General features: G+C 59.2%; 23 protein-coding genes and 1 pseudogene. 10 read left to right on the plus strand and 14 right to left on the minus strand.

The features are described from left to right. Positions 1–280: 280 nt before the first annotated feature. The 3 genes and pseudogenes from F8N21_RS07800 to F8N21_RS07810 all read right to left on the minus strand — a co-directional run. A complete protein-coding gene (locus F8N21_RS07800; RefSeq protein ID WP_150641572.1) occupies positions 281–781 on the minus strand; it encodes a GNAT family N-acetyltransferase in 501 nt (166 codons plus the stop codon). A gap of 96 nt (positions 782–877) precedes the next feature. Further along, positions 878–1,366, minus strand: a complete 489-nt coding sequence (locus F8N21_RS07805) for a GyrI-like domain-containing protein (protein ID WP_150641573.1) — start codon at positions 1,364–1,366, stop codon at positions 878–880. 122 nt (positions 1,367–1,488) lie between these two features. Further along, positions 1,489–1,727, minus strand: a pseudogene (locus F8N21_RS07810) (LysE family translocator); the annotation flags it as partial. A gap of 98 nt (positions 1,728–1,825) precedes the next feature. On the opposite strand from F8N21_RS07810, the gene alaC reads away from it, so the two are divergent. Then, entirely contained in the window at positions 1,826–3,046 is a 1,221-nt protein-coding gene (gene alaC, locus F8N21_RS07815) for an alanine transaminase (protein ID WP_150641574.1), read from the plus strand. A 107-nt stretch (positions 3,047–3,153) separates the two neighbouring features. On the opposite strand, the gene F8N21_RS07820 is transcribed toward alaC, so the two are convergent. Both F8N21_RS07820 and F8N21_RS07825 read right to left on the minus strand, forming a co-directional pair. Further along, the gene (locus tag F8N21_RS07820) at positions 3,154–4,506 is read right to left on the minus strand and encodes a GntP family permease (RefSeq protein WP_150641575.1); all 1,353 of its coding nucleotides are present in this window, start codon (positions 4,504–4,506) and stop codon (positions 3,154–3,156) included. An 87-nt stretch (positions 4,507–4,593) separates the two neighbouring features. Further along, positions 4,594–5,127, minus strand: a complete 534-nt coding sequence (locus F8N21_RS07825; protein ID WP_150641576.1) for a gluconokinase — start codon at positions 5,125–5,127, stop codon at positions 4,594–4,596. Between the two features lie 214 nt (positions 5,128–5,341). On the opposite strand from F8N21_RS07825, the gene F8N21_RS07830 reads away from it, so the two are divergent. Both F8N21_RS07830 and F8N21_RS07835 read left to right on the plus strand, forming a co-directional pair. Next, entirely contained in the window at positions 5,342–6,373 is a 1,032-nt protein-coding gene (locus tag F8N21_RS07830) for a LacI family DNA-binding transcriptional regulator (RefSeq protein WP_150641577.1), read from the plus strand. 314 nt (positions 6,374–6,687) lie between these two features. After that, complete coding sequence (locus F8N21_RS07835; protein WP_150641578.1) at positions 6,688–7,140, plus strand: GNAT family N-acetyltransferase; 453 nt, start codon at positions 6,688–6,690, stop codon at positions 7,138–7,140. A gap of 240 nt (positions 7,141–7,380) precedes the next feature. Here F8N21_RS07835 and def read toward each other — a convergent pair whose 3' ends face one another. From def to F8N21_RS07855, 3 genes are all read right to left on the minus strand, one after another. Continuing rightward, positions 7,381–7,920 (minus strand): peptide deformylase, encoded by a 540-nt coding sequence (gene def, locus F8N21_RS07845; protein ID WP_150641579.1) that lies wholly within the window; start codon positions 7,918–7,920, stop codon positions 7,381–7,383. Next, a complete protein-coding gene (locus tag F8N21_RS07850) occupies positions 7,917–8,864 on the minus strand; it encodes a YihY/virulence factor BrkB family protein (protein WP_150641580.1) in 948 nt (315 codons plus the stop codon). The genes def and F8N21_RS07850 overlap by 4 nt, the downstream gene beginning before the upstream one ends. Before the next feature lie 172 nt (positions 8,865–9,036). Next, the gene (locus F8N21_RS07855) at positions 9,037–9,228 is read right to left on the minus strand and encodes a CsbD family protein (RefSeq protein WP_150641581.1); all 192 of its coding nucleotides are present in this window, start codon (positions 9,226–9,228) and stop codon (positions 9,037–9,039) included. Positions 9,229–9,427: 199 nt separating this feature from the next. On the opposite strand from F8N21_RS07855, the gene F8N21_RS07860 reads away from it, so the two are divergent. The 5 genes from F8N21_RS07860 (at position 9,428) to F8N21_RS07880 (ending at position 14,287) form a co-directional block, all read left to right on the plus strand. Further along, complete coding sequence (locus F8N21_RS07860) at positions 9,428–9,805, plus strand: hypothetical protein (protein ID WP_150641582.1); 378 nt, start codon at positions 9,428–9,430, stop codon at positions 9,803–9,805. A gap of 217 nt (positions 9,806–10,022) precedes the next feature. After that, the gene (gene plsB, locus F8N21_RS07865) at positions 10,023–12,518 is read left to right on the plus strand and encodes a glycerol-3-phosphate 1-O-acyltransferase PlsB (RefSeq protein WP_150641583.1); all 2,496 of its coding nucleotides are present in this window, start codon (positions 10,023–10,025) and stop codon (positions 12,516–12,518) included. A 128-nt stretch (positions 12,519–12,646) separates the two neighbouring features. Then, entirely contained in the window at positions 12,647–12,976 is a 330-nt protein-coding gene (locus F8N21_RS07870) for a YbaY family lipoprotein (protein ID WP_150641584.1), read from the plus strand. Between the two features lie 195 nt (positions 12,977–13,171). Beyond that, positions 13,172–13,570 carry a YbaY family lipoprotein gene (locus F8N21_RS07875; RefSeq protein WP_150641585.1) on the plus strand — a complete coding sequence of 133 codons (399 nt, stop codon included), beginning with the start codon at positions 13,172–13,174 and terminating at the stop codon, positions 13,568–13,570. A 27-nt stretch (positions 13,571–13,597) separates the two neighbouring features. Continuing rightward, positions 13,598–14,287, plus strand: coding sequence for a DUF4197 domain-containing protein (locus F8N21_RS07880; protein WP_150641586.1), 690 nt, complete (start codon positions 13,598–13,600; stop codon positions 14,285–14,287). 36 nt (positions 14,288–14,323) lie between these two features. Here F8N21_RS07880 and F8N21_RS07885 read toward each other — a convergent pair whose 3' ends face one another. The 3 genes from F8N21_RS07885 to F8N21_RS07900 all read right to left on the minus strand — a co-directional run bounded on the left by F8N21_RS07885 (position 14,324) and on the right by F8N21_RS07900 (position 20,465). Further along, positions 14,324–15,679: a Fic family protein gene (locus F8N21_RS07885; RefSeq protein ID WP_150641587.1), complete on the minus strand. Its 1,356-nt coding sequence runs from the start codon at positions 15,677–15,679 to the stop codon at positions 14,324–14,326. 607 nt (positions 15,680–16,286) lie between these two features. Further along, positions 16,287–19,358, minus strand: coding sequence for an efflux RND transporter permease subunit (locus tag F8N21_RS07895; RefSeq protein WP_150641589.1), 3,072 nt, complete (start codon positions 19,356–19,358; stop codon positions 16,287–16,289). Between the two features lie 6 nt (positions 19,359–19,364). Beyond that, complete coding sequence (locus tag F8N21_RS07900) at positions 19,365–20,465, minus strand: efflux RND transporter periplasmic adaptor subunit (RefSeq protein WP_150641590.1); 1,101 nt, start codon at positions 20,463–20,465, stop codon at positions 19,365–19,367. A gap of 94 nt (positions 20,466–20,559) precedes the next feature. Between F8N21_RS07900 and F8N21_RS07905 the strand changes: the two genes are divergently transcribed. Continuing rightward, on the plus strand, positions 20,560–21,195 hold the full coding sequence (locus F8N21_RS07905; RefSeq protein ID WP_150641591.1) for a TetR/AcrR family transcriptional regulator: 636 nt from the start codon (positions 20,560–20,562) through the stop codon (positions 21,193–21,195). Between the two features lie 155 nt (positions 21,196–21,350). Here F8N21_RS07905 and F8N21_RS07910 read toward each other — a convergent pair whose 3' ends face one another. After that, positions 21,351–22,133, minus strand: coding sequence for a class I SAM-dependent methyltransferase (locus F8N21_RS07910; RefSeq protein WP_150641592.1), 783 nt, complete (start codon positions 22,131–22,133; stop codon positions 21,351–21,353). A gap of 93 nt (positions 22,134–22,226) precedes the next feature. On the opposite strand from F8N21_RS07910, the gene F8N21_RS07915 reads away from it, so the two are divergent. Next, the gene (locus F8N21_RS07915) at positions 22,227–22,847 is read left to right on the plus strand and encodes an energy transducer TonB (protein WP_150641593.1); all 621 of its coding nucleotides are present in this window, start codon (positions 22,227–22,229) and stop codon (positions 22,845–22,847) included. A gap of 25 nt (positions 22,848–22,872) precedes the next feature. On the opposite strand, the gene F8N21_RS07920 is transcribed toward F8N21_RS07915, so the two are convergent. Further along, positions 22,873–23,574 carry an extensin family protein gene (locus F8N21_RS07920; protein WP_150641594.1) on the minus strand — a complete coding sequence of 234 codons (702 nt, stop codon included), beginning with the start codon at positions 23,572–23,574 and terminating at the stop codon, positions 22,873–22,875. 16 nt (positions 23,575–23,590) lie between these two features. Beyond that, entirely contained in the window at positions 23,591–24,412 is an 822-nt protein-coding gene (locus F8N21_RS07925; RefSeq protein WP_150641595.1) for an isocitrate lyase/PEP mutase family protein, read from the minus strand. Positions 24,413–24,423: the final 11 nt, after the last annotated feature.

The following is a 24,423-nucleotide window of genomic DNA, read 5'->3' on the forward strand; positions in this document are numbered from 1 at the left end:
CACCCTACCTGTGGCGAGGGGGCTTGCCCCCGCTGGGTCGCGAAGCGGCCCTAAAACCGGCTATCGCGGTTTTCCAGGTAGAACGCATCCGCCGGTTTTACGACTGCTGCGCAGCCGAGCGGGGGCAAGCCCCCTCGCCACAGTATTTGGCAGCCCTTAAAAGATGTGTAGATATCTATGCCCCTGGGGAGAGGGTTAGGGTGAGGGGGGGTTCTTGAGCCTGGCAAACAATCTGAAGCGCTCCTCGCAAAAAATGGCGCTTAACTGACTGGCATTACGGTCAACCCAAACTCAACTCCATTTCATGCCAGGCCATCCCGCCATGATCAGAGTCTGAAGCCTTGAGGTAGACGAAATCGAACTGTGCATAAAACGCCACATGCCGCTCCTTGCACATTAGGTGGATGCTCACCTTGTTCAGGCTTCGCATGCGGACGATAAACTCGCTCATCAACCGCTTCGCCAAGCCTTGCCCCTGATAATCCGGATGCACCACCACCGACATGATCACCACATGCGGACCGTCCGGATCGTGGCCGATCAATTCCTTGAAGGCTTCATCGGCCATTTCCACCTGCCAGGCGGCGCCGGAATTGATAAAGCCTGCGACCACACCCTCGATTTCAGCCACGATAAATCCTTGAGGCCAGGTGGCGATGCGCGTGGCGATTTTCTCTCGGGTCGCCGCTTCGTCGCCTTCGTAGGCTACGGATTCGATGGCGAAACAGCGGTCCAGATCAGCGGGCGTGACCTGGCGGATAACAGCGTTTGACGATTTCATAGAAGACAACAGCTACCTTGTAAGGCGAAAGACGATAGGCGTAGCGGCCGGTTTTTTGGGCTTTCCTTGCCGGCCGCCACTGCCTGCAAAGCTGGATCAATCCACCTTGAGCGGCAGCCAGATTTCCAGAGTCCCTTCCCCTGTCTGCGGATTGAAGTCGGCGCTGTAACGCTCGAACTCCGGCGCATCGGCGGCTTTATGGGCGGACTTTGGCAACCAGGTTTTCCAGATGTACTGGAAGGTCTGGGGCAAGGTCTCCAGTGAGCCTTTATGCTCGAACACCGCATAGTATTGTGGCTGAACTTCAATCCAGCGGTATTGATCGGGCAAGTCATCGAGCTTGCTGATTTCGACTCCCGCGATGTACTCAAAACCGCCCTTGCCGTCCGGATTACAGCAGATGCCGTAGGTCACGTCGCCCTTTTGGCCCGGGACTTTGCCGATATGCGGAATGAATTTTTTCCAAAGCTGTGGGATGCCTTGGGTTGTCTCGCTAGTAAAGCGCCCGCCAAGCCCCGCGATCAGCAGAAAATGGCCATGTTCAAAACGCGGTTCAGGCCGATCGGATTTTTTTTGCTCGTCCATGAAAGCAACCTCGATAGGTGAAAGATGGGTTCGGCTGGGAGTATAGAAGCCCATCCGAATTTCCCCAGTCAAAGACCTGGCAGCTCAACGACAGCCATCGGGTCGATAAACTGGTTATCGCCCTAAACGCTCACGTAGACCGAAAAATCGCAGAAGATCGCTGCAGATGCCAGGTAATAATACCGCAGCAGTTTATTGCCCCACAACCTGCCGCCATGGGTGGCGGCCAGGTATAAGTCGATGAACCAGACCAATCCGGCACAGAAGAACCCTGTCAGAAACAGCGCGCACTGTGCAGACTGCCACCGCCCGAGCGGGCAATAAGCGTCCCGCCTACTGCGGCGAACCAGAGGATCGCGCTGGACAACCTGCCGCCCCAGCCCTTATCTTGCGCCTCAGGCCACCGCAGTGGCCGACGTCGCTCGGACGGTTCCGGGCGCTTACGTACCAGAGGCAACAATGGCTGACCAAGGTTCGCCGCGCCGCTTTGCGCGCATAGATCGACTCCCCCCTTACGTATTCAACATTACTGCCGAGCTGAAGATGGCCGCCCGACGTCGTGGCGAAGACATCATCGACTTCAGCATGGGTAACCCCGACGGCCCGACACCGCCGCATATCGTCGAAAAGCTCGTCACCGTCGCCCAGCGCGAAGACACCCATGGTTACTCCACGTCCAAGGGCATTCCGCGCCTGCGTCGGGCGATTTCCAATTGGTACAAGGATCGCTACCAGGTCGACATCGACCCGGAAAGCGAGGCCATCGTCACCATTGGTTCCAAGGAAGGCCTGGCGCACCTGATGCTTGCCACTCTCGACCAGGGCGACACGGTGCTGGTGCCGAACCCCAGCTACCCGATCCACATCTACGGCGCGGTGATCGCCGGCGCCCAGGTGCGCTCGGTGCCACTGATCCCTGGCGTGGACTTCTTCGCCGAACTGGAACGAGCGATTCGCGGTTCGATCCCGAAACCGAAGATGATGATTCTCGGCTTCCCGTCCAACCCCACCGCGCAGTGCGTAGAGCTGGACTTCTTCGAGCGGGTCATCGCCCTGGCCAAGCAATACGATGTGCTGGTGGTCCACGACCTGGCCTACGCCGACATCGTCTTCGACGGTTATAAAGCCCCGTCGATCATGCAGGTGCCCGGCGCCAAGGACATCGCGGTGGAGTTTTTCACCCTGTCCAAGAGCTACAACATGGCTGGCTGGCGCATTGGTTTCATGGTCGGCAACGCCGAACTGGTCAACGCCCTGGCGCGGATCAAGAGTTATCACGACTACGGCACCTTCACCCCGCTGCAGGTGGCGGCCATCGCGGCGCTGGAAGGTGATCAGCAATGCGTGAAAGACATCGCCGAGCAATACCGGCAGCGGCGCAACGTGCTGGTCAAAGGCCTGCATGAACTGGGCTGGATGGTCGAGAATCCAAAGGCCGCGATGTACGTCTGGGCCAAGATTCCCGAGGCCTACGCACACCTCGGCTCGCTGGAATTCGCCAAGAAACTGCTGGCAGAGGCCAAGGTCTGTGTGTCACCGGGAGTGGGTTTCGGTGAATACGGTGACGACCATGTGCGCTTTGCCCTGATCGAAAACCAGGACCGGATTCGCCAGGCCGTGCGCGGGATTCGCGGGATGTTCAGGGCGGATGGACTGGTGCAGAAGACCAGCACCAGTTAAGCCGAAACACACCCTGTAGGAGCTGCCGCAGGCTGCGATCTTTTGATCTTCGCGATGTCAGGATCGCTAAAAGATCGCAGCCTGCGGCAGCTCCTACGGGTGTTCGGTCAGACCACCAGCGACAGCAGCAGGATGAAGATCAGCGCAACGACGGAGAGTATGGTTTCCATCGCGGTCCAGGTCTTGAAGGTTTCGAGGACGGTCATGTTGAAGTACTGCTTGACCAGCCAGAAGCCCGCATCGTTGACGTGAGACAGCACCAACGAACCTGCGCCCGTTGCCAGTACCAGCAATTCAAGATTGACGCCTGGAACCATCCCCACCACCGGCACCACAATGCCCGCACCGGTAATGGTTGCCACGGTCGCCGAACCGGTGGCGACACGAATCACCGCCGCTACCAGCCACGCCAGCAAAATCGGCGAGATCTGCGCGTTCACCGCCATATGGCCGATCACATCACCCACGCCGCTGGTTACCAGCATCTGCTTGAAGCCACCGCCAGCACCGATGATCAGAATGATCGCGGCCGTTGGCGCCAGGCTGGAGTCGAGCAGCTTGAGAATTCTCTTCGAATCAAAACCGCGTCGGTAGCCAAAGGTGTACAGCGACAGCAGCAGGGCCAACAGCAAGGCAGCAATCGGGTGGCCGATCATGTCCATCCAGTTGCGTATGCCATTACCTTCAGGCAGCACCACATCGGCGAAGGTCTTGAGCAACATCAGGAACACCGGCAGCAGCACGGTGATCAGGGTGATGCTGAAGCTTGGCAGCGTGGAGGCTTCCGGCTCATGGGCCAGTTGATCCACCAACTCCTGATTCGGATGACCCGGAATGTATTTGGCGATGAACGTACCGAACAATGGACCGGCAATGATGGCGGTCGGCAGCGCGACGATCAGACCGTAGAGAATGGTTTTGCCGATGTCGGCACCGAATATACCGATGGCCAGCAACGGACCCGGGTGTGGCGGAACCAGACCGTGAACCGCAGACAGACCCGCGAGCAACGGGATACCGATTTTGATCAGCGACACGCCGGTACGCTTGGCGACGATGAACACCAGCGGGATCAGCAGCACGAAGCCGATTTCGAAGAACAACGGAATGCCGACCAGAAACGCCGCAAACATCATTGCCCATTGCACGCGCTCTTTACCGAACGCCTGGATCAGGGTGCGGGCAATCTGATCCGCCCCGCCCGATTCGGCCATCATTTTGCCGAGCATGGTGCCCAGCGCGAGGATGATGCCGACAAAGCCGAGAACGCCACCGAAGCCGTCCTGGAAGGCCTTGATGATCTTGTCCACTGGCATGCCCGAGGTCAGACCGAGGAAACCGGCGGCAATGATCAACGCAATGAACGGGTGCATCTTGAATCGGGTGATCAACACGATCAGGCCGATGATGGTGACCACTGCATCGACTAGCAGATAGGTCTCTTGGGACATGCCAAACATGGGGTGACTCCTGTTTGTTGTTGTTATTAAAGCGGCTAATAAACAAACCGTCTGCTAATGGGACAGCGCTATCTCTTGGAACAAAAATTACACCGCAAGTTTCAGCCCATGTTCAAGCCACCAGGCATTAGCCAGCTCAGCGAGGCGTTCAACACTGTGACTAGACGCATCGAGAGCCAGGGTCAGCGGTTCGCCGACAGGCGATTCGAGCGTGGCAAACTGGCTGTCGATCAATGTCGAGGGCATGAAATGACCCGGGCGATGGGCGACGCGCTGGGCAGCCACTTCGGGAGTCAGTTCGAGAAATACGAAACCCAGCCCCGGCAAGGCGCGGCGCAGGCGTTCACGGTAACTGTGTTTGAGCGCCGAGCAGGTCAGCACCGGACGTCGACCACTGGCATCGACGCGGCGCAACTCTTCGCACAGGCTGTCGAGCCAACCGGCACGGTCGTCGTCGTTCAAAGGAATGCCCGCGCTCATCTTTTCGATATTGGCGGCAGGGTGGAAAGAGTCGCCTTCAATGGCGGTAGCGCCGCTGAGCAGACACAGGGCCTCGCTCACGCAGGTTTTGCCGCAGCCGGCGACGCCCATGATGACCAGGGCGGTGATAGGTTGATTCATGTAACACCTCAGCACGCAGACAGCGCTACCTTTGCTAAATAAAACTCTAGTGCAAAAATAGTTTTTGCCGACGCCTCTTGTCATTTTTATGGGTTGCAGCGTGTTCTGTTTCGACGCTGAAGAGTGGGGTCAGGCACGCCACACTCCAAGCATTTGCAGCCGCATCGAGACAGCGCTACCTTAGTACCTTGAATTTTGTTTGGCAAGCAGTCCGATGACCTCCTCTAAAAACGATAAAAATACCCGCACCACGGGACGCCCCACCCTCAATGAAGTCGCACGACTGGCCGGCGTCAGTCCGATCACCGCTTCCCGGGCCCTGCGCGGCGTCACCACTGTGGCCACCGAACTGGTGGAGAAAGTCCAGCAGGCGGCCCTCGAACTGAACTACGTAGTCAACCCCGCGGCCCGCGCCCTGGCCTCGGCCCAAAGCCATTCGGTAGTGGTTCTGGTGCCGTCGTTGTCCAACCTGCTGTTCATCGAAACCCTCGAAGCCATTCACACTGTACTGCGCCCCAAAGGCTTTGAAGTCTTGATCGGCAACTATCACTACTCGCGGGATGAAGAAGAAAACCTGCTGCGCAATTACCTGGCCTATCAGCCGCGCGGTTTGCTGCTGACCGGTTTCGATCGCACCGAAAGCGCCCGACGAATGGTCGAAATCAGCAACATTCCTTGCGTCTACATGATGGATCTGGACCCCGGTGCCGGATTGAACTGCGTCGGCTTTTCGCAATTGAGCGCCGGCGAGACCGCGGCCGAGCATTTGATCTCACGCGGTCGCAGGCGCCTGGCCTACATCGGCGCGCAACTCGACCAGCGCACCCTGTTGCGTGGTGAAGGTTTCCGCCGGGCCCTGCAAAAAGCCGGTTTGTATGATCCGGACCTGGAGATCCTGACTCCGCGGCCCTCGTCGGTGGGTCTGGGGGGCGAACTGTTTCTGCAGCTGATGAACAGCCACCCGCAAGTCGACGCGATCTTCTTCGGTAACGACGACCTGGCCCAGGGCGCGCTGCTCGAAGCCATGCGCTGCGGGATCAAGATTCCCCAGCAAGTGGCGGTCCTCGGTTTCAACGACCTGCCCGCCTCGGCTCATATGGTGCCGCGCCTGAGCAGCATCAGCACCCCGCGAGAAGCCATTGGCCGCCGCGCTGCCGAGCAGATGCTGACCTTGATGGCCGGCAATACCGTAGCCAAACCGGTGCAGGATATGGGGTTTGAGTTGATGGTGCGCGAGAGTACTTGACCTGATCTTGCGGGAGAAATCTTGCAGATCAATTGGGAAGTGAAAGCGGAGCCCGATGGACGGGCTCCGTTAAAGACGACTCAGTGACCGAACACACCGACTTTCTTGGCTTTCTTGTCCGCGCGTTTTTCATCGGCGGTTTTCGAGGGTTTTTTCTTCGCTGCTTTCTTTGAATCCATGCCTTTGGCCATGATGCACGCTCCACTCATACGGGATGTAACATGAGGTATAACACCTATTGCGTAGCAGGGTTTTATTTCAGCGATTTATAATTTTTTACTGCTCACCGCCCTTCATAGAAATTCACTCCAACCATGCCAGAGCTTCATTTCAGCCCGCTTGCCGAGCCGCTACGCCCCCTGCTGAATAAATTCTATCGCCAGCACAATTCGCCGATGCGCGCGGCCGGCGAAGGTCAACTGTGGGTGGCCAGACGAGTGGAAATCATTGCCGGCTTGTGCCTGACACCGGTAGCCCAAGGGCAGTGGCTGACCGGGTTGTTTGTCGATCCGGGCTGCCGAGGCCAAAGGCTTGCCACGCAGCTGGTGGAACATGCGCTTGCGCCTGTCGACGGGCCGGTCTGGCTGTTTTGCCATCCGGATCTGCAAGGGTTCTACGAGGGCCTGGGATTTTCCATCGAGCCACGACTGCCCCAGTCACTGACAGATCGTCTGGCGCGCTATGCACGCAGCAAACCCATGATTGCCATGGGCATGGAACTGCCGCTTCGGTCGACCTCGGAAGTGTCTGCAAGTCGGACTGGATGACGTTGCGCTTCGTCAAACCGGCCAATTAGCTGAGAGAGGTGTCGCATTCATTGTGGCGAGGGGGCTTGTCGGAACGCCGCATCGCCCCGCTCGGCTGCGAAGCAGTCGTAAAATCAGCAACTGCGGTGTGTCAGACTGAATGCGATTGCAGATTTTGGGGCCGCTTCGTGACCCAACGGGGGCAAGCCCCCTCGCCACAGGTTTGCGCTCGACACCTTTTTCTTGACTGACTGACCCGCCTCATTCGCCCGCGGCAGGGTCCAGATCCGGGAACATCACCTCGATAAAGCCGAACTTGCTGAAGTCGCTGATCCGCGACGGGTACAGCCGGCCGATCAGGTGATCGCATTCGTGTTGCACGACGCGGGCATGAAAGCCTGAAGCGATGCGCACGATCGGTTCACCCTTGGGGTCAAACCCTTCGTAGCGAATCTGCTGGTAGCGCTCCACTGCGCCACGCAAACCGGGCACCGACAGACAACCTTCAAAGTCCTCTTCCAGGACCGGCCCCAGCGGCGTGATCAACGGGTTGATCAGGATCGTCTGCGGCACCGCTTCCGCGTCCGGATAGCGCTCGCTGTGCTCGAAACCGAAAATCACCAGTTGCAGGTCGACGCCCACCTGCGGTGCGGCCAGGCCAACGCCACCCACATGTTCCATGGTCTGGAACATGTCATCGATCAACTGCCAGAGCTCCGGGCTGTCGAACATCTCGGCCGGCACCGGCGGGGCAATGCGCAGTAGGCGTTCGTCGCCCATTTTCAGAATTTCACGGATCATGTTTCGACTTCGTCTGTGGTCGGCTTGAGCGAGTGGTCCCGTCCCAATCCCGAAACGTGGTGTTTTTCGTCGTCCCCCAAGTCCTTCTCGCCAGGATGCTTGCCATGGGCCGACATGTGGTCGATCACCGCATTCATTTCCGCGCCGAGTAACAACGCCGCCGCGGAAATATAGAAATACAGGAGCAATACGATGATCGCACCGATACTGCCATACATGGCGTTGTAATCGGCGAAGGCTTTCACGTAATAACCAAAGCCCAGAGACGCGATGATCCACACCACCACCGCCAGCACCGAGCCTGGCGTGATAAAACGGAACTCCTGCTTCACATCGGGTGTGACGTAATAGATCAATGCCACCGCGACCATCAACAACACCACGATCAATGGCCAGCGTACCAGGGTCCAGACGGTGACGATAAAATCCTCCATGCCGATCTGCCCGGCCAGCCAGCCCATCACTTGCGGCCCCAGGACCATCAGCGCCGCAGCGATCAGCAGCATGCCGGCGATGCCGATGGTGTAGATAATCGACAGCGGAAAGCGTTTCCACATCGGTCGCCCTTCGACCACATCGTACGCCGCGTTCATCGCGCTCATCATCAGCCGCACACCGGCCGAGGCGGTCCACAGGGCGATTACGATACCCACCGAAAGCAGCCCGCCCTTGGACTGCTGGAGCTGGTCGATCACCGGGTTCACTTGCTCGAGAGCTTGCGGGGGCAGCACCAGCTCCGACTGCAGACGCAGCCAGGAGAAAAAGTCCGGCAAGTGCAGGAAGCCGATCAGGGCGATGAGGAACAGCAGGAACGGGAACAGCGAGAACAGCATCTGATAGGCAAGCGCCGAGGCATAGGTCGACATTTCGTCGTCGACGAACTCGGTGACTGTGCGCGTCAGGACGCGATGCAGCGGCAAGCCTTTCAAATCCGGAAAAAACATAGCGTCTTCTTTCGCCGCAAAAGGGTGAAGTCGATGTCGACTCAAGGGCCGTTTTCTACACCAAAGTAGCTCAGTTGACCGCGTTGAAACAATTTCGATTCATTGATAACCGTAACTGACATAAAAACGGCCATCCGCGGATGGCCGTTCTACTGCAATCAAGCCGTCCACGTCAGGCTTTATCGATGGTTTTCTTGATCGCATCCTTGGCTTTGCCGACGGTTTGCTGGGCTTCGCCTTTGTTTTCCTGGATCTTGCCTTCCGTGCGCAGTTTTTCGTTGTCGGTGGCTTTGCCTACGCCTTGCTTGACGTTGCCGACCGCTTCGTTGGCCATGCCTTTCACTTTATCGCCAGTACTGCCCATGATAGTTCTCCTGCAACGGTTCAAGGGGTGATAGACGCTACATAAAGGTTGACCCGAAGCCTTTGCACGGAGTTTCATTTATTTTCACTGGGTCATTTCATCGCCACCCGCAGGTTTGACTTTATGTTTACCCATCAACCCACGAGAATGCGCAACGTATTCAGGCCATGGCGCTGAAGATCCAACCCGTAGGAATGTTATGAAACTCGATAAAACGCAGGCCATCGCCCGCAGAAACCAGGAACTCGGCGGCGCTGTGCTGGGCGTCAATAACTGCCACTTCACCGAACTGAACCGTAACAAGAATATCTGGTGGTTCGATATTCCCGTCAGCCGCCTGGCCATCGGCCAATACGAGTGGATTCACTTGTTGCTGCACACCCCGAGCACCGATCAGCTGCTGCACCTGAAAGTGCCGACGGCGTTCCTGCGCGAGAAGATGGAAGGCCTGGTGGTACGCAACCAAGGCAAACGCAAACCTACCGTGAGCCTGGAGCTGAGCGCCGACAAGGACGCCTTCCTTGAAGACGTGCGTCCAGCCGGTACCGGGGTGAATTTCGCGAAGTTTTTGCTGTAACCCGCGACCTTTCCAACTCGCCAGCGAAAAATCCGGAAACCGCCAAGGACTCCGGATTTTTTATGCCTGTCACACTCGGAATGGGGCCAAGTGCAAGACCGGGATAAAACCCTCGAATCAACTTTACTTCCCTGCTTTTTTGCCGATTTTCGGCGAATACGGCACACTACCGGGCCCGAGCAGCTGCTCGGTTTTTTTCAACTAGCGCAGAAGCCGTATGACCCGCTCCCCGTTCCGCCGTCTGGTATTTGGCACCTTGCGCCGACTGTTGTACCTCTGGGTTCGCTCGGAGACGATCAACCAGTCGTCCTTCACCCTCAACCTCGACCGCAGTCGCCCGGTGTTCTACGTCCTGCAAAGCCCATCGCTGACCGACCTGGCGGTGCTCGACACCGAGTGCACCAAGGCTGGCCTGCCACGCCCGGTGTTGCCGGTATCGGTGGGCGATCTGCTGGAGCCGGCCGCGTTCTTCTACCTGACGCCGGAGCCCGACTGGCTTGGCCGCCAGGACAAACGCGGGGCACCGCCGACCCTGACGCGCCTGGTCAGTGCCTTGAGCCAGAACGCCGCCGAAAACGCGCAGATCATCCCGGTCAGCGTGTTCTGGGGCCAATCCCCGGACAGCGAATCGAGCCCGTGGAAACTGTTGTTTGCCGATAGCTGGGCGGTCACCGGGCGCCTGCGCCGGCTGCTGAGCATCATGATTCTGGGGCGCAAGACCCGCGTGCAGTTCTCGGCGCCGATTCATCTGCGCGAATTGATCGAGCACAACAAAGGTCACGAGCGCACCGTACGCATGGCCCAGCGGATTCTGCGGGTGCACTTTCGCAATCTGAAAGCCGCGGTGATCGGCCCGGACATTTCCCACCGGCGCAATCTGGTCAAGGGCCTGCTGAATCAGCCGCTGGTCAAGCAAGCGATCCTCGAAGAAGCCGAACGCGAGAACATCTCCCCGGAAAAAGCCAAGGCCCTGGCGCTGCGCTACGGCAATGAAATCGCCTCGGACTACACCTTCACCGCGATCCGCTTTCTCGAAGTGGTACTGAGCTGGTTCTGGAACAAGATCTACGACGGGATCAAGGTCAACCATATCGAAGGCGTACAGGCCGTCGCCCAAGGTCACGAAGTGATCTATGTGCCGTGCCATCGCAGCCATATCGACTATCTGCTGCTGTCCTACCTGCTGTTTCGCAACGGCCTGACCCCGCCGCACATTGCCGCCGGGATCAACCTGAACATGCCGGTGATTGGCAGCCTGCTGCGGCGCGGCGGAGCGTTTTTCATGCGCCGCACCTTCAAGGGCAACCCGCTCTACACCTCGGTGTTCAACGAATACCTGCATACCCTGTTCACCAAAGGCTTCCCGGTGGAGTACTTCGTCGAAGGCGGCCGCTCGCGTACCGGGCGCATGCTGCAACCCAAGACCGGGATGCTCGCCATCACCCTGCGCAGCTTCCTGCGCTCATCGCGGATGCCGATTGTCTTCATCCCGGTGTATATCGGTTACGAGCGCGTCCTCGAAGGCCGGACCTACCTCGGCGAGCTGCGCGGAGCGACCAAGAAAAAAGAATCGATCTTCGACATTTTCAAGGTCATCGGCGCCCTCAAGCAGCGCTTCGGCCAGGTCGCGGTGAACTTTGGCGAACCGATCAAACTGGCAGAATTCCTCGACAGCGAGCAGCCCGACTGGCGCTCCCAGGAACTCGGTCCGCAGTTCCGCCCGGCGTGGCTGAACGAAACCACCCATCGCCTCGGCGAGCGAGTGGCCCGGCACTTGAACGAAGCCGCGGCGATCAACCCGGTCAATCTGGTGGCACTGGCCTTGCTCTCCACCAGCCGGCTGGCTCTGGATGATCGCGCCATGGCGCGGGTCCTGGATCTCTATCTGGCATTGTTGCGGCGCGTGCCCTACTCGCCCCATACCACCCTGCCGGAAGGTGATGGCCGCGCGCTGATCGAGCACGTCAAAGACATGGACCTGCTTTCCGAGCAGAGCGATGCCTTGGGCAAGGTGCTCTACCTGGACGAGCAGAATGCCGTCCTGATGACTTACTACCGTAACAACGTGCTGCACATCTTCGCCCTGCCGGCGCTGTTGGCGAGCTTCTTCCAGAGCAGTTCGCGCATGAGCCGCGAGCAAATCCTGCGCTACACCCGGGCGCTGTATCCATACCTGCAATCGGAGCTGTTTATCCGCTGGTCACTGGATGAGCTGGATGCGGTGATCGATCAATGGCTCGAAGCCTTCGTCGAGCAAGGCCTGTTACGCTTCGAGAAGGAGGTGTACCTGCGCCCGGCACCAAGTTCACGGCATTTTGTCCTGCTGACCTTGCTGTCCAAGACCATCGCGCAAACCCTGCAACGTTTCTATATGGCCATCTCGCTGCTGCTCAACAGCGGTCAGAACAGCATCAGCGCCGAAGAACTGGAAGACCTCTGCACCGTCATGGCCCAGCGCCTGTCGATCCTGCATGGCCTGAACGCACCGGAATTCTTCGACAAGAGCCTGTTCCGTCACTTCATTCAAACCCTGCTGGATCTCGACGTACTGCGTCGCGACGAAACCGGCAAGCTGAGCTATCACACACTGCTCGGTGAGCTGGCCGAAGGCGCGGCCAAGCGCGTATTGCCGGCGGAAATCCGCTTGTCGATTCGCCAGGTGGCGTTGCATCGCAGTGAAGATGCGGCGGATCAGCCAGAAAACGTCGGATAGATAACTGCTGAAACGTCAGATAATTCGGCAATGAAGCAAGGATGCTTCCTTGAAGGAATTTCTAGCTGAATCTCCGACTACGCTGCTCAGTACGTCGGTTTTTCGACGCTAACGATAAGGACATCATGATGACCAGCGAACCCGTATATACCCTTGACGGCAAAGTTCAAATAGGACTGCCCGCGAATTCAACGTTGACCGTCACTTTGCAGGACGTCTCTCTGGCCGATGCTCCCGCCAAGGAACTTGCCCGCAGCGTAACCCCCAATGCAGAAACCGCAGGTTTGGACTTTAATCTTGTCTATGCTGCAGCCAACGTCGAACCCGGTCATAGCTATGCAATCCAGGCGAACATCGAATCAAATGGCCAACTGATTTTTACCACCACAGAGCATCACCGGGTAGAGCCAGATGCCGCTAACCTGCAACCATTGGAAATCCTGGTCAGGAAAGTCTGATCAAAAAGGATGCTGCATAGTATTTATGTATTGAAGTCCGAACAGCTCACCGTTTCATGGCTGACCGCAAGCCCATACACGTTGGCCGCTTTCGCGGGACTTCTTGAGTAATAGTGTCGACACCTTTTACGAATAAAATCCGCTAAATTGTCGTTGACGCCGATCTTCTTCAGCGTCAACGACATGGATAATCCTATGAAGAAACTCTCGCTATTGGGACTGGCAGCTTTACTCAGTGCCTGCCAAACCATGCAACCTGCCGCCAAAACCAGCCTCGACGGCGAAGTGTTCTACCTGCAACGCATCGCCCTGCCGCCGAACGCGACCCTGAGGGTCAGCCTGCAGGACGTTTCTCTCGCCGACGCCCCAGCGGTGGTGCTGGACGAACAGAGTGGCCCGGTCAAGGGCCAGGTGCCACTGCCCTTCCACCTCAGCTATGACCCGGCCCACGTCAAACCCGGCCATCGTTATTCGGTCAGCGCGCGGATCGAAGTGGATGGCAGGTTGATGTTCATCTCCACTGAACATCACGCCGTACAACTCGATGGCAAGGATCCGCAGCCGTTGAACATCCGCGTCGATGCGGTACGTTGATTTCCTCACTTGATTAAGGAAGCTGCCATGCTCCGTCCTTCCCTTCGCTTCGCCGGCCTGTGCGCGGGCTTGTTGATATCCGCCAGTGCGCTGGCCTTGTCCCTGAACGATCTGTCGCAGACAGATGCTACCGGCGGGCTCAAGGATGCGCTGACCCAGGGCGCGCAAGTCGCCGTCAAGCAACTGGGCACTCCCGGCGGCTTCAGCAACAACCCGGACGTAAAGATCGGATTGCCGGGCCAACTGGGCAAGGTCGCCAAGAAGATGAAGCAGTTCGGTATGGGCGCCCAGGTCGACGAACTGGAAGCCAGCATGAACAAAGCTGCTGAAGCCGCGGTGCCGCAAGCCCAGGCGTTGCTGGTGGATGCGGTGAAGAAGATGAGCGTGGACGATGCCAAGGCCATTCTCAGCGGCGGCAAGGATTCAGCCACGCAGTACCTGAGCAAAACCAGCCGTGAGCAGATCCGCGTCAAGTTCCTGCCGATCGTCAAACAAGCCACCGACAAGGTCGGTCTGGCCAAGCAGTACAACTCCTTCGCCGGCCAGGCCGCGAGCCTTGGCGCACTGGACGCGAAAAATGCCAATATCGAAGGTTACGTGACCGAGCAGGCGCTCAACGGCCTATTCGAAATGATCGGCAAGCAGGAGGAAACCCTCCGCCAGAACCCGGCGGCAGCGACCACCAGCCTGGCGAAGAAGGTGTTTGGGACGTTGTAAACGTCAAGATCAAAAGTTCGCAGCCTGCGGCAGCTCCTACGCCCAGGCTTTTTTGATGTCCTGGCTGTCACGCAGAAAGAATACCCACTCACGGCCCTGCTTGTTTTTCTCGAAGATCTTCAGCTCTACCAATCCATTCAACGTGGCCGACGCCGTGTTGTACGAGCAATCCAGATTGTCCTTCACATTCACGGCCGTGAATTCCTTGGCCATGCCACTCTTGGCCACCTGAAGCACGGTTCGTTGCTTTTCGCTCAACTGCTTGAACAACCCGGACTCTTCCAGCCATCGATCAAAACCCTCGGCATACGCCAGGCTCTTCTGATAAGCAGCAGTGAACCCGGTCACCGCACGGACAATCACCGAACACTGGTCATCGATGAAATAGGTCAGGTCCAACTCATCCGTTTCGCTATGCAAATAGGCCCGCCCATATTTCAGCGGCGCGTTGCGTAACAGGATGCTGATGGCGATGTAGCGAAACGCCGCGAAGTCGTTCTTGAACATGAACCAATAAAACAATGCGCGCGCCACACGGCCATTGCCATCACGGAAGGGGTGCTCGTACCCGAGGGCAAAATGCAGGGCGATGCCCTTGATCAACGGATGAAGGTAATCATTGCGCAAAGGATCGTTGTGAGAATGATTGATCCAGTTCGACAGCCCATTGAGCCTGGCCTGGATACCCGCCGCCGGTGGCGGCGTATGGACGGTGTTGCCTTGACCATCCTGGACGACCACCTCGTCATTGACCCTGAAAGCGCCCGGTGAGTATTGGCTGTCGTCGATGCCCTCGACTCCGACCCTATGCAGTTGGGTGATCAGTTCGACGCTCAGCGGTTCATGCCGTTGGTCCCAGGCAAAGATCATCATTTTGTAGTTGCCGATGACCATCCGCTCATCCGGGGTGCGCGGCAGTCGGTTGCGCTTGAGCATATCCTTGGCCACCAGCGTGGTGGTCGCCGCACCTTCAAGCTGGCTGCTGCTGATGGCCTCGTCTTCGATCAAATCATTGAGCAGATAATTGAAATGCGCTCGCTCACCGATCTTGCCGGTCATGTATTCCAGGGCGGCGGTGGTCGCCTGGCGATCGACGGTCGAGAGGGTCTTTTGCGCGAGGGGCGAGAGGATGAATTTTCCCCACTGAGTGGGCTCCCCCAACGGTAGCAGATCGGAGTATTGAGCAGCCCGAGCCTTCTTGACGAGGGCCCAGCACAAGGTCGAATCAAGCCCGGGCCCCCAACGATAACGCAGTTCGTCGAACGGCAGATAACGACCCTGCTCATCCAGCGGTTTAAGCAACGCCAGATACTCGGGCAACTTCTCCTTGTAAGGAGATTGGGCCAAGAGATCGAAAACACTGTCCGGATTTGCCGGAGGACCTTTGATCATCACTGTCTCAAAAAAGCTGAAAACTGAGCTTTGAGTACAGCACAATCAGGGCCATGTCAATAATCATAAAAATTGAGACATAACCCAACGCAAACACGAAGATCAAAAGATCAAAAGATCAAAAGATCAAAAGATCAAAAGATCGCAGCCTGCGGCAGCTCCTACGGGGGCGCGCACCCCACACAAACAGGCCGGCCGGTCGGCCGCCTCGCTTCTGCTTTGGCTTTTGATCTGGCTTTTGATCTACCCGCCCCTTCGGGAGGCCGAGTGGAGGCGTTCATCAGGGGGAAGGCGCGAAGCGGCGTTCGACGAAGTCGAACACATCGAGAGGAGGTCGTCGCGAAGCAGACCGGAGGCGATGCCCCCTGATGAATGCCGGAGCGAGGGAACACCGAGCCTTAGCGAGGTGCCGGACGCCGGGGCGAAGCCTTTTGGTTACTTTTTGGCGTTTGAAAAAGTGACACGCCGTAAGGGCGGAACCATAAGTCGCCGTTACCGCAGAAATGGATATGTACACCCTCAAGCGTTAGGCCGGCTGCCAGGCCGCCTTCGCGAGCAGGCTCGCTCCCACAGTGGATCTGTGTACATCCATACCTGTCCCCCTTGGTCAGGCCTGTTCTCTTTTCACCCTGAACCACGCCGCATACAGCGCTGGCAGGAACAGCAGGGTCAACGCCGTCGCGACAATCAGCCCGCCCATGATCGCCACCGCCATCGGCCCGAAGAACACGCTGCGTGACAGCGGGATCATTGCCAGTACGGCGGCCAGCGCGGTCAGCACGATGGGCCGAAAGCGTCGCACCGTGGCCTCGATGATCGCTTGCCAGGGTTTCAGTCCGGCGGCGATGTCCTGTTCGATCTGGTCGACCAGAATCACCGAGTTGCGCATGATCATCCCGGACAGCGCAATGGTGCCGAGCATGGCCACGAAGCCGAACGGCTGGCGGAACACCATCAGGAACAAGGTGACGCCGATCAACCCCAGAGGCGCGGTAAGGAACACCATGACCGTGCGCGAAAAGCTGCGCAGTTGCAGCATCAGCAAAGTCAGGACCACGACGATGAACAAAGGTACCCCGGCTTTGACCGAGTTCTGCCCACGGGCCGAGTCTTCGACGGTACCGCCGACATCCAGCAAGTAGCCATCGGGCAATTGCGCGCGAATCGGTTCCAGGGTCGGCAGGATCTGCTGGACCAGGCTGGCCGGCTGTTCCTTACCATAGATGTCCGCGCGCACCGTCACGTTCGGCAGGCGGTTGCGGTGCCAGATAATGCCTTCTTCGAAGCCGTATTCCAGGGTCGCGATCTGCGACAGGGCCACGCTTTTGCCGTTGTCGGTCGGCACCGCGAGGCTCGGCAGCAGGGATAACTCCGTGCGCTCATGCAAGGTGCCGCGCAACAGGATTTCGATCAACTCGTTGTCTTCGCGGTACTGGCTGACGCTTGAGCCTGTGAGCGAGCTTTGCAGGAACTTCGACAGGTTCACGGTGCTCACGCCCAAGGCCCGGGCACGGTCCTGATCGACGTTCAGATACACGACTTTGCTCGGTTCTTCCCAGTCCAGATGCACGTTGACCACATGGGGATTCTCCCGGACCTTGGCCGCGACTTCCCGCGCCAGCGCCCGGACCTGTTCGATGTGCTCGCCGCTCACCCGGAACTGTACCGGGTAGCCGACCGGCGGGCCGTTCTCCAGCCGCGTAACCCGCGAGCGCAGCGCCGGGAATTGTTCGTTGAGGGTTTCGATCAACCAGCTACGCAGGCTTTCGCGATCCTCGATGGTCTTGGCCAGCACCACAAACTGCGCAAAGCTCGCCGCCGGCAGTTGCTGGTCCAAGGGCAGATAGAAGCGCGGCGAACCAGTGCCGACGTAGGCCACGTAGTTATCGATCCCGGCGTGGTCCTTGAGCAAGCCTTCCAGACGTTTGACCTGCTCGGCGGTATTGCTCAGCGAGGCACCTTCGGCCAGCTTGAGGTCGACCATCAATTCCAGGCGCCCGGAGGCCGGGAAGAATTGTTGCGGGACGAAGCGGAACAGCACCACCGAAGCCACGAACAGCACAATGGTCAGGCCGATGACGGTTTTGCGCCGGCGCACACACCACTCCACCAGACGCCGCACCCGTTGATAGAAGGGCGTGCCGTACGGGTCGGGTTGCCCATTGCCGGTGCCGTGTTTGGCGGCATGGATTTTCGCCAGGTCCGGCAGCAGTTTTTCCCCCAGATACGGCACGAACACCACGGCGGCGATCCACGACGCCACCAACGCGATGGTCACCACCTGGAAGATTGACCGGGTGTATTCGCCGGTGCCGGATTGCGCGGTGGCAATCGGCAGGAAGCCCGCGGCAGTGATCAAGGTCCCGGTGAGCATCGGGAACGCAGTGCTGGTCCAGGCATAGCTGGCAGCCTTGATCCGGTCGTAGCCCTGCTCCATCTTGATCGCCATCATTTCCACGGCGATGATCGCGTCGTCCACCAGCAGGCCCAGCGCCAGCACCAGCGCCCCGAGGGAAATCTTGTGCAGGCCGATGCCCAGGTAATACATGCTGGCAAAGGTCATCGCCAGCACCAGCGGAATTGCCAGCGCCACCACCATGCCGGTGCGCACGCCCAGGGAGAAGAAGCTCACCAGCAAGACAATCGCCAGTGCTTCCACCAATACCCGAACAAACTCACCGACCCCGGTTTTTACCGCCGCCGGCTGATCGGAAACCTTGCGCAGCTCCATGCCGGCCGGGAGGTTTTTCTGGATCCGGGCGAACTCGACTTCCAGCGCCTTGCCCAGCACCAGAATGTCGCCGCCTTCTTTCATCGCCACGGCGAGACCGATGGCGTCCTCGCCCATAAATCTCATACGCGGCGCGGGCGGATCGTTGAAACCGCGGTGCACAACGGCGACATCGGAGATGCGGAACGTGCGATCGCCAACCCGGATCGGGAAGCCCTTGATCTCTTCGACTGTCTGAAAATTCCCCGAGACTCGCAGTTGCAGGCGTTCGCCAGGCGTCTCGAAAAAGCCTGCGGTGGACATCGCGTTCTGTTCTTCCAGCGCTTGCTGGACCACCGCCAATCGCAGCCCGAGGGTCGCCAGCTTGACGTTGGACAGCTCGATCCAGATCTTCTCGTCCTGCAATCCCAACAGGTCGACCTTGCCGATATCCTTGACCCGTTGCAGCTGGATCTGCACCCGGTCGGCGTAGTCCTTGAGCACCGCGTAGTCGAAACCGCTGCCGGTCAACGCATAGATATTGCCGTAGGTGGTACCGAACTCATCGTTGAAGAACGGTCCCTGGATCCCCGGTGGCAAGGTATGGCGGATGTCGCTGATCTTCTTGCGGACCTGATACCAAAGCTCGGGAATCTGCGCCGAATGCATCGAGTCCCGAGCCATGAAGGTCACTTGGGATTCACCGGGCCGAGAGAACGAGACAATCCGTTCATACTCACCGGTTTCCATCAGTTTCTTTTCAACGCGTTCGGTGATTTGCCGCGACACTTCCTCAGCCGTTGCCCCCGGCCAGTTGGTGCGAATCACCATGGCCTTGAAAGTGAACGGCGGGTCTTCACTCTGCCCCAGCTTGGTGTAGGACAGCGCGCCGACGACGGCCAGCAACAGCATCAGGAACAGCACGATCTGGCGATTGCGCAACGCCCATTCGGAAAGATTGAAACCCATCGGGGACTACTCCTTGACCGCCAGATTGACCGTGCGATTGGAGCGATCCACCGGACGCACTTGCTGACCCTCATGCAACACATGCACACCCGCGGCCACCACCCAGTCGCTGGCGCTCAGGCCTTCAAGGACCGGCACGGTTTTTTCACCGAAGGCACCGACGCGCACCGGAGCGCGCTTGAGGGTGTTGTTGGCGTCCACCCGCCAGACGTAGGTCTCACCGTTTTGCGCAGTGAGTGCCGAGAGCGGCACCGACAACGACACAACGCCTGCGGTCTGGATAAATACCCGGGCGCTCTGACCGAGTTCGGCCGGGACCTTGCCAGCGCTGAAGGCGATACGCGCGGCAAAGGTCCGGGATTTCGGGTCGGCGGCCGGTGACAGTTCGCGAATATGCCCGGCGAAGCGCTGATCCGGTTGGGTCCACAGCTCCACCGAGACTTCCTGACCGACCTTGAAGCGGCCAAAATTCTGCTCCGGCAGACTGATCAATACTTCCCGCTCGCCATCCGTGGCCAGGGTGAACACCGTCTGCCCGGCCGCCACCACTTGCCCGACTTCAACCGCGCGCTTGGCCACCACGCCATCCTGCGGCGCACGCAGCACCGCGTAGCTGGCCTGATTGCTGGAAACATCAAATTCGGCCTTGATCTGCTTGAGCCTGGCAACGCCGGCGCGGTACAGGTTTTCCGCATTGTCGTACTGCGAACGGCTGACCATCTGCCGCTCCATCAGCGTCTTATAGCGATCTCGCTCGGCGCGCACCATGTTGAGGTTGGCCTGGGCCGCTGCGACCTGAGCACGGGTGGCTTCCAGTTGCAGGCGCACGTCCTGGGGATCGAGCTCCGCCAGCGGCTGATTGGCCTTGACCCGCTCGCCCTCTTCAACCAGTCGTCGGCTGACCTTGCCGCCGATGCGGAACGCCAGATCGGGTTCGTAACGCGCGCGAACCTCACCGGGATAGCTGTCCATCGCCTGGCCCGAAGGCTCTGGCTGCACCACCATGGCCGGACGCACAGTGACCTGCGCCGGTTCTTCGTGACCGCACGCCGACAACAAAAACGCCAGACTGACTGGCAACGCGAGGGGCAAGGCATAGCGGAACATGGTGAAGGGCCTTTCGCTAATGGTGCTTGGAATAATTATACTGACGGGTATGTTATTAATAGCAAACTCACCAGTCCAGTATTAAAAGCGAATAATGTCGAACACTCTTTCTGCATCCAATGGTCCCGGCCGCCCCAAGGACCTGGCAAAACGCCAGGCGATCCTCGACGCGGCGAAAAATCTGTTCCTTAGCAATGGCTACGCAAACACCAGCATGGATGCGGTGGCGTCGGCGGCCGGTGTGTCGAAGCTCACGGTGTACAGCCATTTCAACGACAAGGAGACGCTGTTCTCCGCCGCCGTGGTGGCCAAGTGCGAAGAACAACTGCCGACGCTGTTCTTCGAGCTGCCGGACGGCATCCCGATCGAACAGGTGCTGCTGAACATTGCGCGCCGCTTTCATCTGCTGATCAACAGCGACGAGTCGGTGAATCTGCACCGCTTGATCATGGCCCTGGGCAGCCAGGATCCGAAGCTCTCGCAGATATTCTTCGAGGCCGGACCGCAACGCATGCTGCAGGGCATGGAACGCTTACTGACCCGGATCGACCAGGTCGGCGCCTTGCGCATCGACAAACCGCACAATGCCGCCGAGCATTTCTTCTGCCTGCTCAAGGGCGCGGCGAATTTTCGCCTGCTCTACGGCTGCGGCGCGCCCCTGCGCGGGGAGGCGGCCGAGACCCATGTGCGGGAAGTGGTGGAGTTGTTTATGCGGGCGTATCGGGTTTGAGTAACACCGGAAGTATGTGTCGCTAGCAAAAAAATCGCAGCCTGCGGCAGCTCCTACGGGATGTGCGTACACCCGGTATTGAACGGGTGAATGCGGTCGGTGTAGGAGCTGCCGCAGGCTGCGATCTTTTGATCTTCCAGGCTTAACCTCGGATCTCAACCCTTGAGCGCTTTCTTCGGATAGATATCGTAGCGGCTGGACTTGCCGTCCAGCGAGTGGCTCGGCTTGGGTCCTTCGATGCACGGCGCTTTACGCGGGCGCTTGACCACCACCCTATGGCTGGCCAGCGCCAACGCCGCTGCAAGCAGCGCCGGTGCATCGGGATCATCACCCACCAACGGCCGGAACAAACGCATTTCCTTCTTCACCAGCGCCGTTTTTTCGCGATGGGGAAACATCGGATCCAGGTAGATCACCTGCGGCGGCTCGCCTTCCCAGTTGCGCATCACCTCGATCGAGTTGCCTTGGAGCAAGCGCATCCGTGAAACGATGGGCGCCACCTCGAAATCCTCAAGCCCACGGGCCAGACCATCCTCCAGCAACGCGCCGATCAACGGCTGGCGTTCGATCAGGCTCATGTCGCAGCCCAGGCTGGCCAGTACGAAGGCGTCCTTGCCGAGCCCTGCCGTGGCATCCAGCACCCGTGGGCGGACGCCCTGAGCGATGCCAACCGCCTTGGCGATCATCTGCCCACTGCCACCGCCATACAGCCGTCGATGGGCGGCGCCGCCTTCGACGAAGTCCACACGCACCGGTCCCGGCGCATCCGGGCCGAGCTGTTGCAGCTGCAAACCCTGCTCCGTGAGCTGTAAAGCGAACTCGGCATCGTCCATCGACAAGGGCAGACCGAGGCGCTCGGCCCACTGCTGCGCTTGCGCGGTAGAGGCTCCGGCGAGTGCCTCGACTTTGATGCGGCAGGCCGCTGGTTGCTCAATCATGGGGAAACACGCTCAAAAAATTAATGATCGGCAAAAACTGCCGATAAAAGATCTATCAGGCATTTTGCCAGAGCTGAGCGTCGACCGAGAGAAATGTCAGACATTCGCCCCCTATCGATAGGCTTTATCTCGCCCCACGGCGACTACGGCCTGCGCAATTCCCAGGCACTGAGCGGCGTCAGCCATCTGTGGCAGGATTTTTTTGCCCGGGCGCTGGCCGATCAGCTGGGCGATGCGCCAGGTGTTGCCGAGGAACACACCCAGGTCGCCATCGATGGGCCGCTCGAACCAAGCGGCGGTACTGACTTGCTCACCCAGATCGTCTCCCAACGCCTGTGCGATGTTCAGGACACTGCGATACGCCCGCCGGAGCCGCTGTTCCTGCCGATTGCCGAGTTCGAAATGGAACTGGCCGACAAGCCGGCCATCCCGTTCCCGGCAGAAGAAATCATCGCCCAGCAACAGCAACAGAATTTCGACAGCAGCTGGGTTCGGCCGATCGTGCTCAACGCTGGCCAGCCACTTCCCGAGCCCGGCCCGGCGCCGCAGCCTCGTGCGCTGCACCTGCCGATTGCCGAGTTCGAACTCGAGCTATTGGACAAACCGGCCATCCCCTATCCGCCGGAAGAACTGGTCGAGCAGCAGAAACAGTTCGATTTCGATAACGGCTGGGCTCGCCCACTGATTTTGCACAACCTGCGCCTCGCCGCCTGACTCTCAAGTCCCAAGCCCACCTGTCTCAGCGACATCTCCACCACGGCCCCACGTCCAGATGAAAATGGTTGTGATGGGCGGCGTTGTAATCCGGGCTCAGCACCACGCTGAAGGTATCGCAGGCCCCCTCGCGGACTTGCCGCAGAAAGCGTGCATCGGCATTTTCTTTCGGCCAATCCTTGAGCACACTGATGGTTCGTCCATCGGCCAGACGAAACCCGGCAATGTCCAGGGCGTTGGCCGTCGCATGCTGACTGCGGGCGCCCTTCTCGCGGTTGTAGATATTGCGGCAGGCGAAACTGCCCAGATGCTCGACCCGCGTCACCGCTTGCCCAAATGCCGCCTGCGCAGCGGGTTGCAAAGCATGGCGTTCGAACAGCGCGAACGCCACCGCCAATGGGCAACTGGCAAGAAAACTGCTGTTCAACGCCACGTCGCCGCCCTCGACGCGCAAGGTATTGCGCAACGGGCAGGCCGCCTGCGGATCGCTGTCGCGCTGGCGCGTCACCCGTAAACCGGAGCTGGCCAGCGCTTGATCACAGAGCACCGGGTCGTCCCGCAGGCGCATCAACTTGAAGCGCGTCAGCAGGTTCGGCGAAGCTCGCACATCCAAAGGTGCCCAGGGATTCCATTGCGCCGATAACGGCAACCAGCCGCGCCAGACGCTGAGCAACAAGCCGCCGCCGACCAGCAGCAGCAACAACCCGAGCACTTTCAGAAACCGCACAGCAACTCCCTATCAATCAATCCTTGAACAATTGGTTGGCTTGCTGGAACGGCATGGACTGCGCGGTAAAGGTGAAGGTCCCCCGCTCCTGAATTTCCCGGGCTGCGCGAAAGAACTCGCCATAGGCCGCCAAGGCCAGGGCCGAGCCGACGCTGATGCGTTTGACGCCCATCTCGCCAAGCTGCGCCACGCTCAGTTTCAGCCCGCCCGACATCAGCACATTGACCGGTTTCGGCGCCACCGCCCGGACCACCGCCAGCACCTCTTCGGCGCTGCGCAAGCTCGGTGCGTAGAGCACGTCGGCACCCGCCTCGGCATAGGCTTGCAAGCGGCGGATGGTGTCCGCCAGGTCGGGTTTGCCATGCAGGAAGTTCTCGGCGCGGGCCGTCAGCATAAAGGGAAACGGCAGACTGCGGGCCGCCGCAACCGAGGCTTCGATCCGCTCGACAGAATGCAGGAAATCATAGATGGGATCGTCGGCGTGGCCTGTGGCGTCCTCAATCGAGCCACCGACCACTCCGCCAGCCGCTGCGCGCAGGATAGCCTCGGCGCAACCCTTGGGGCTGTCGGAGAAACCGTTTTCCAGGTCCACCGCCACCGGCAGATCCGTTGCGCCAACAATCGCCTGGACGTTTTCCAGGGTATCGCTCAGCGACATCGCCCCGTCCGGACGTCCTCGAGAAAAGGCAAAACCGGCACTGGTGGTTGCCAACGCCCCATAGCCAAGACTGGCAAGCATCTTGGCCGACCCGGCGTCCCACGGATTGGGGATCACGAAAGCAGTGTCACGCTCATGGAGGGCCTTGAAGGCCTGGGCACGAAGGTGTTGCGCATCCATTTTCTCGCTCC

The organism is Pseudomonas fluorescens (assembly GCF_902497895.1).
GTDB lineage: Bacteria > Pseudomonadota > Gammaproteobacteria > Pseudomonadales > Pseudomonadaceae > Aquipseudomonas > Aquipseudomonas fluorescens_BP.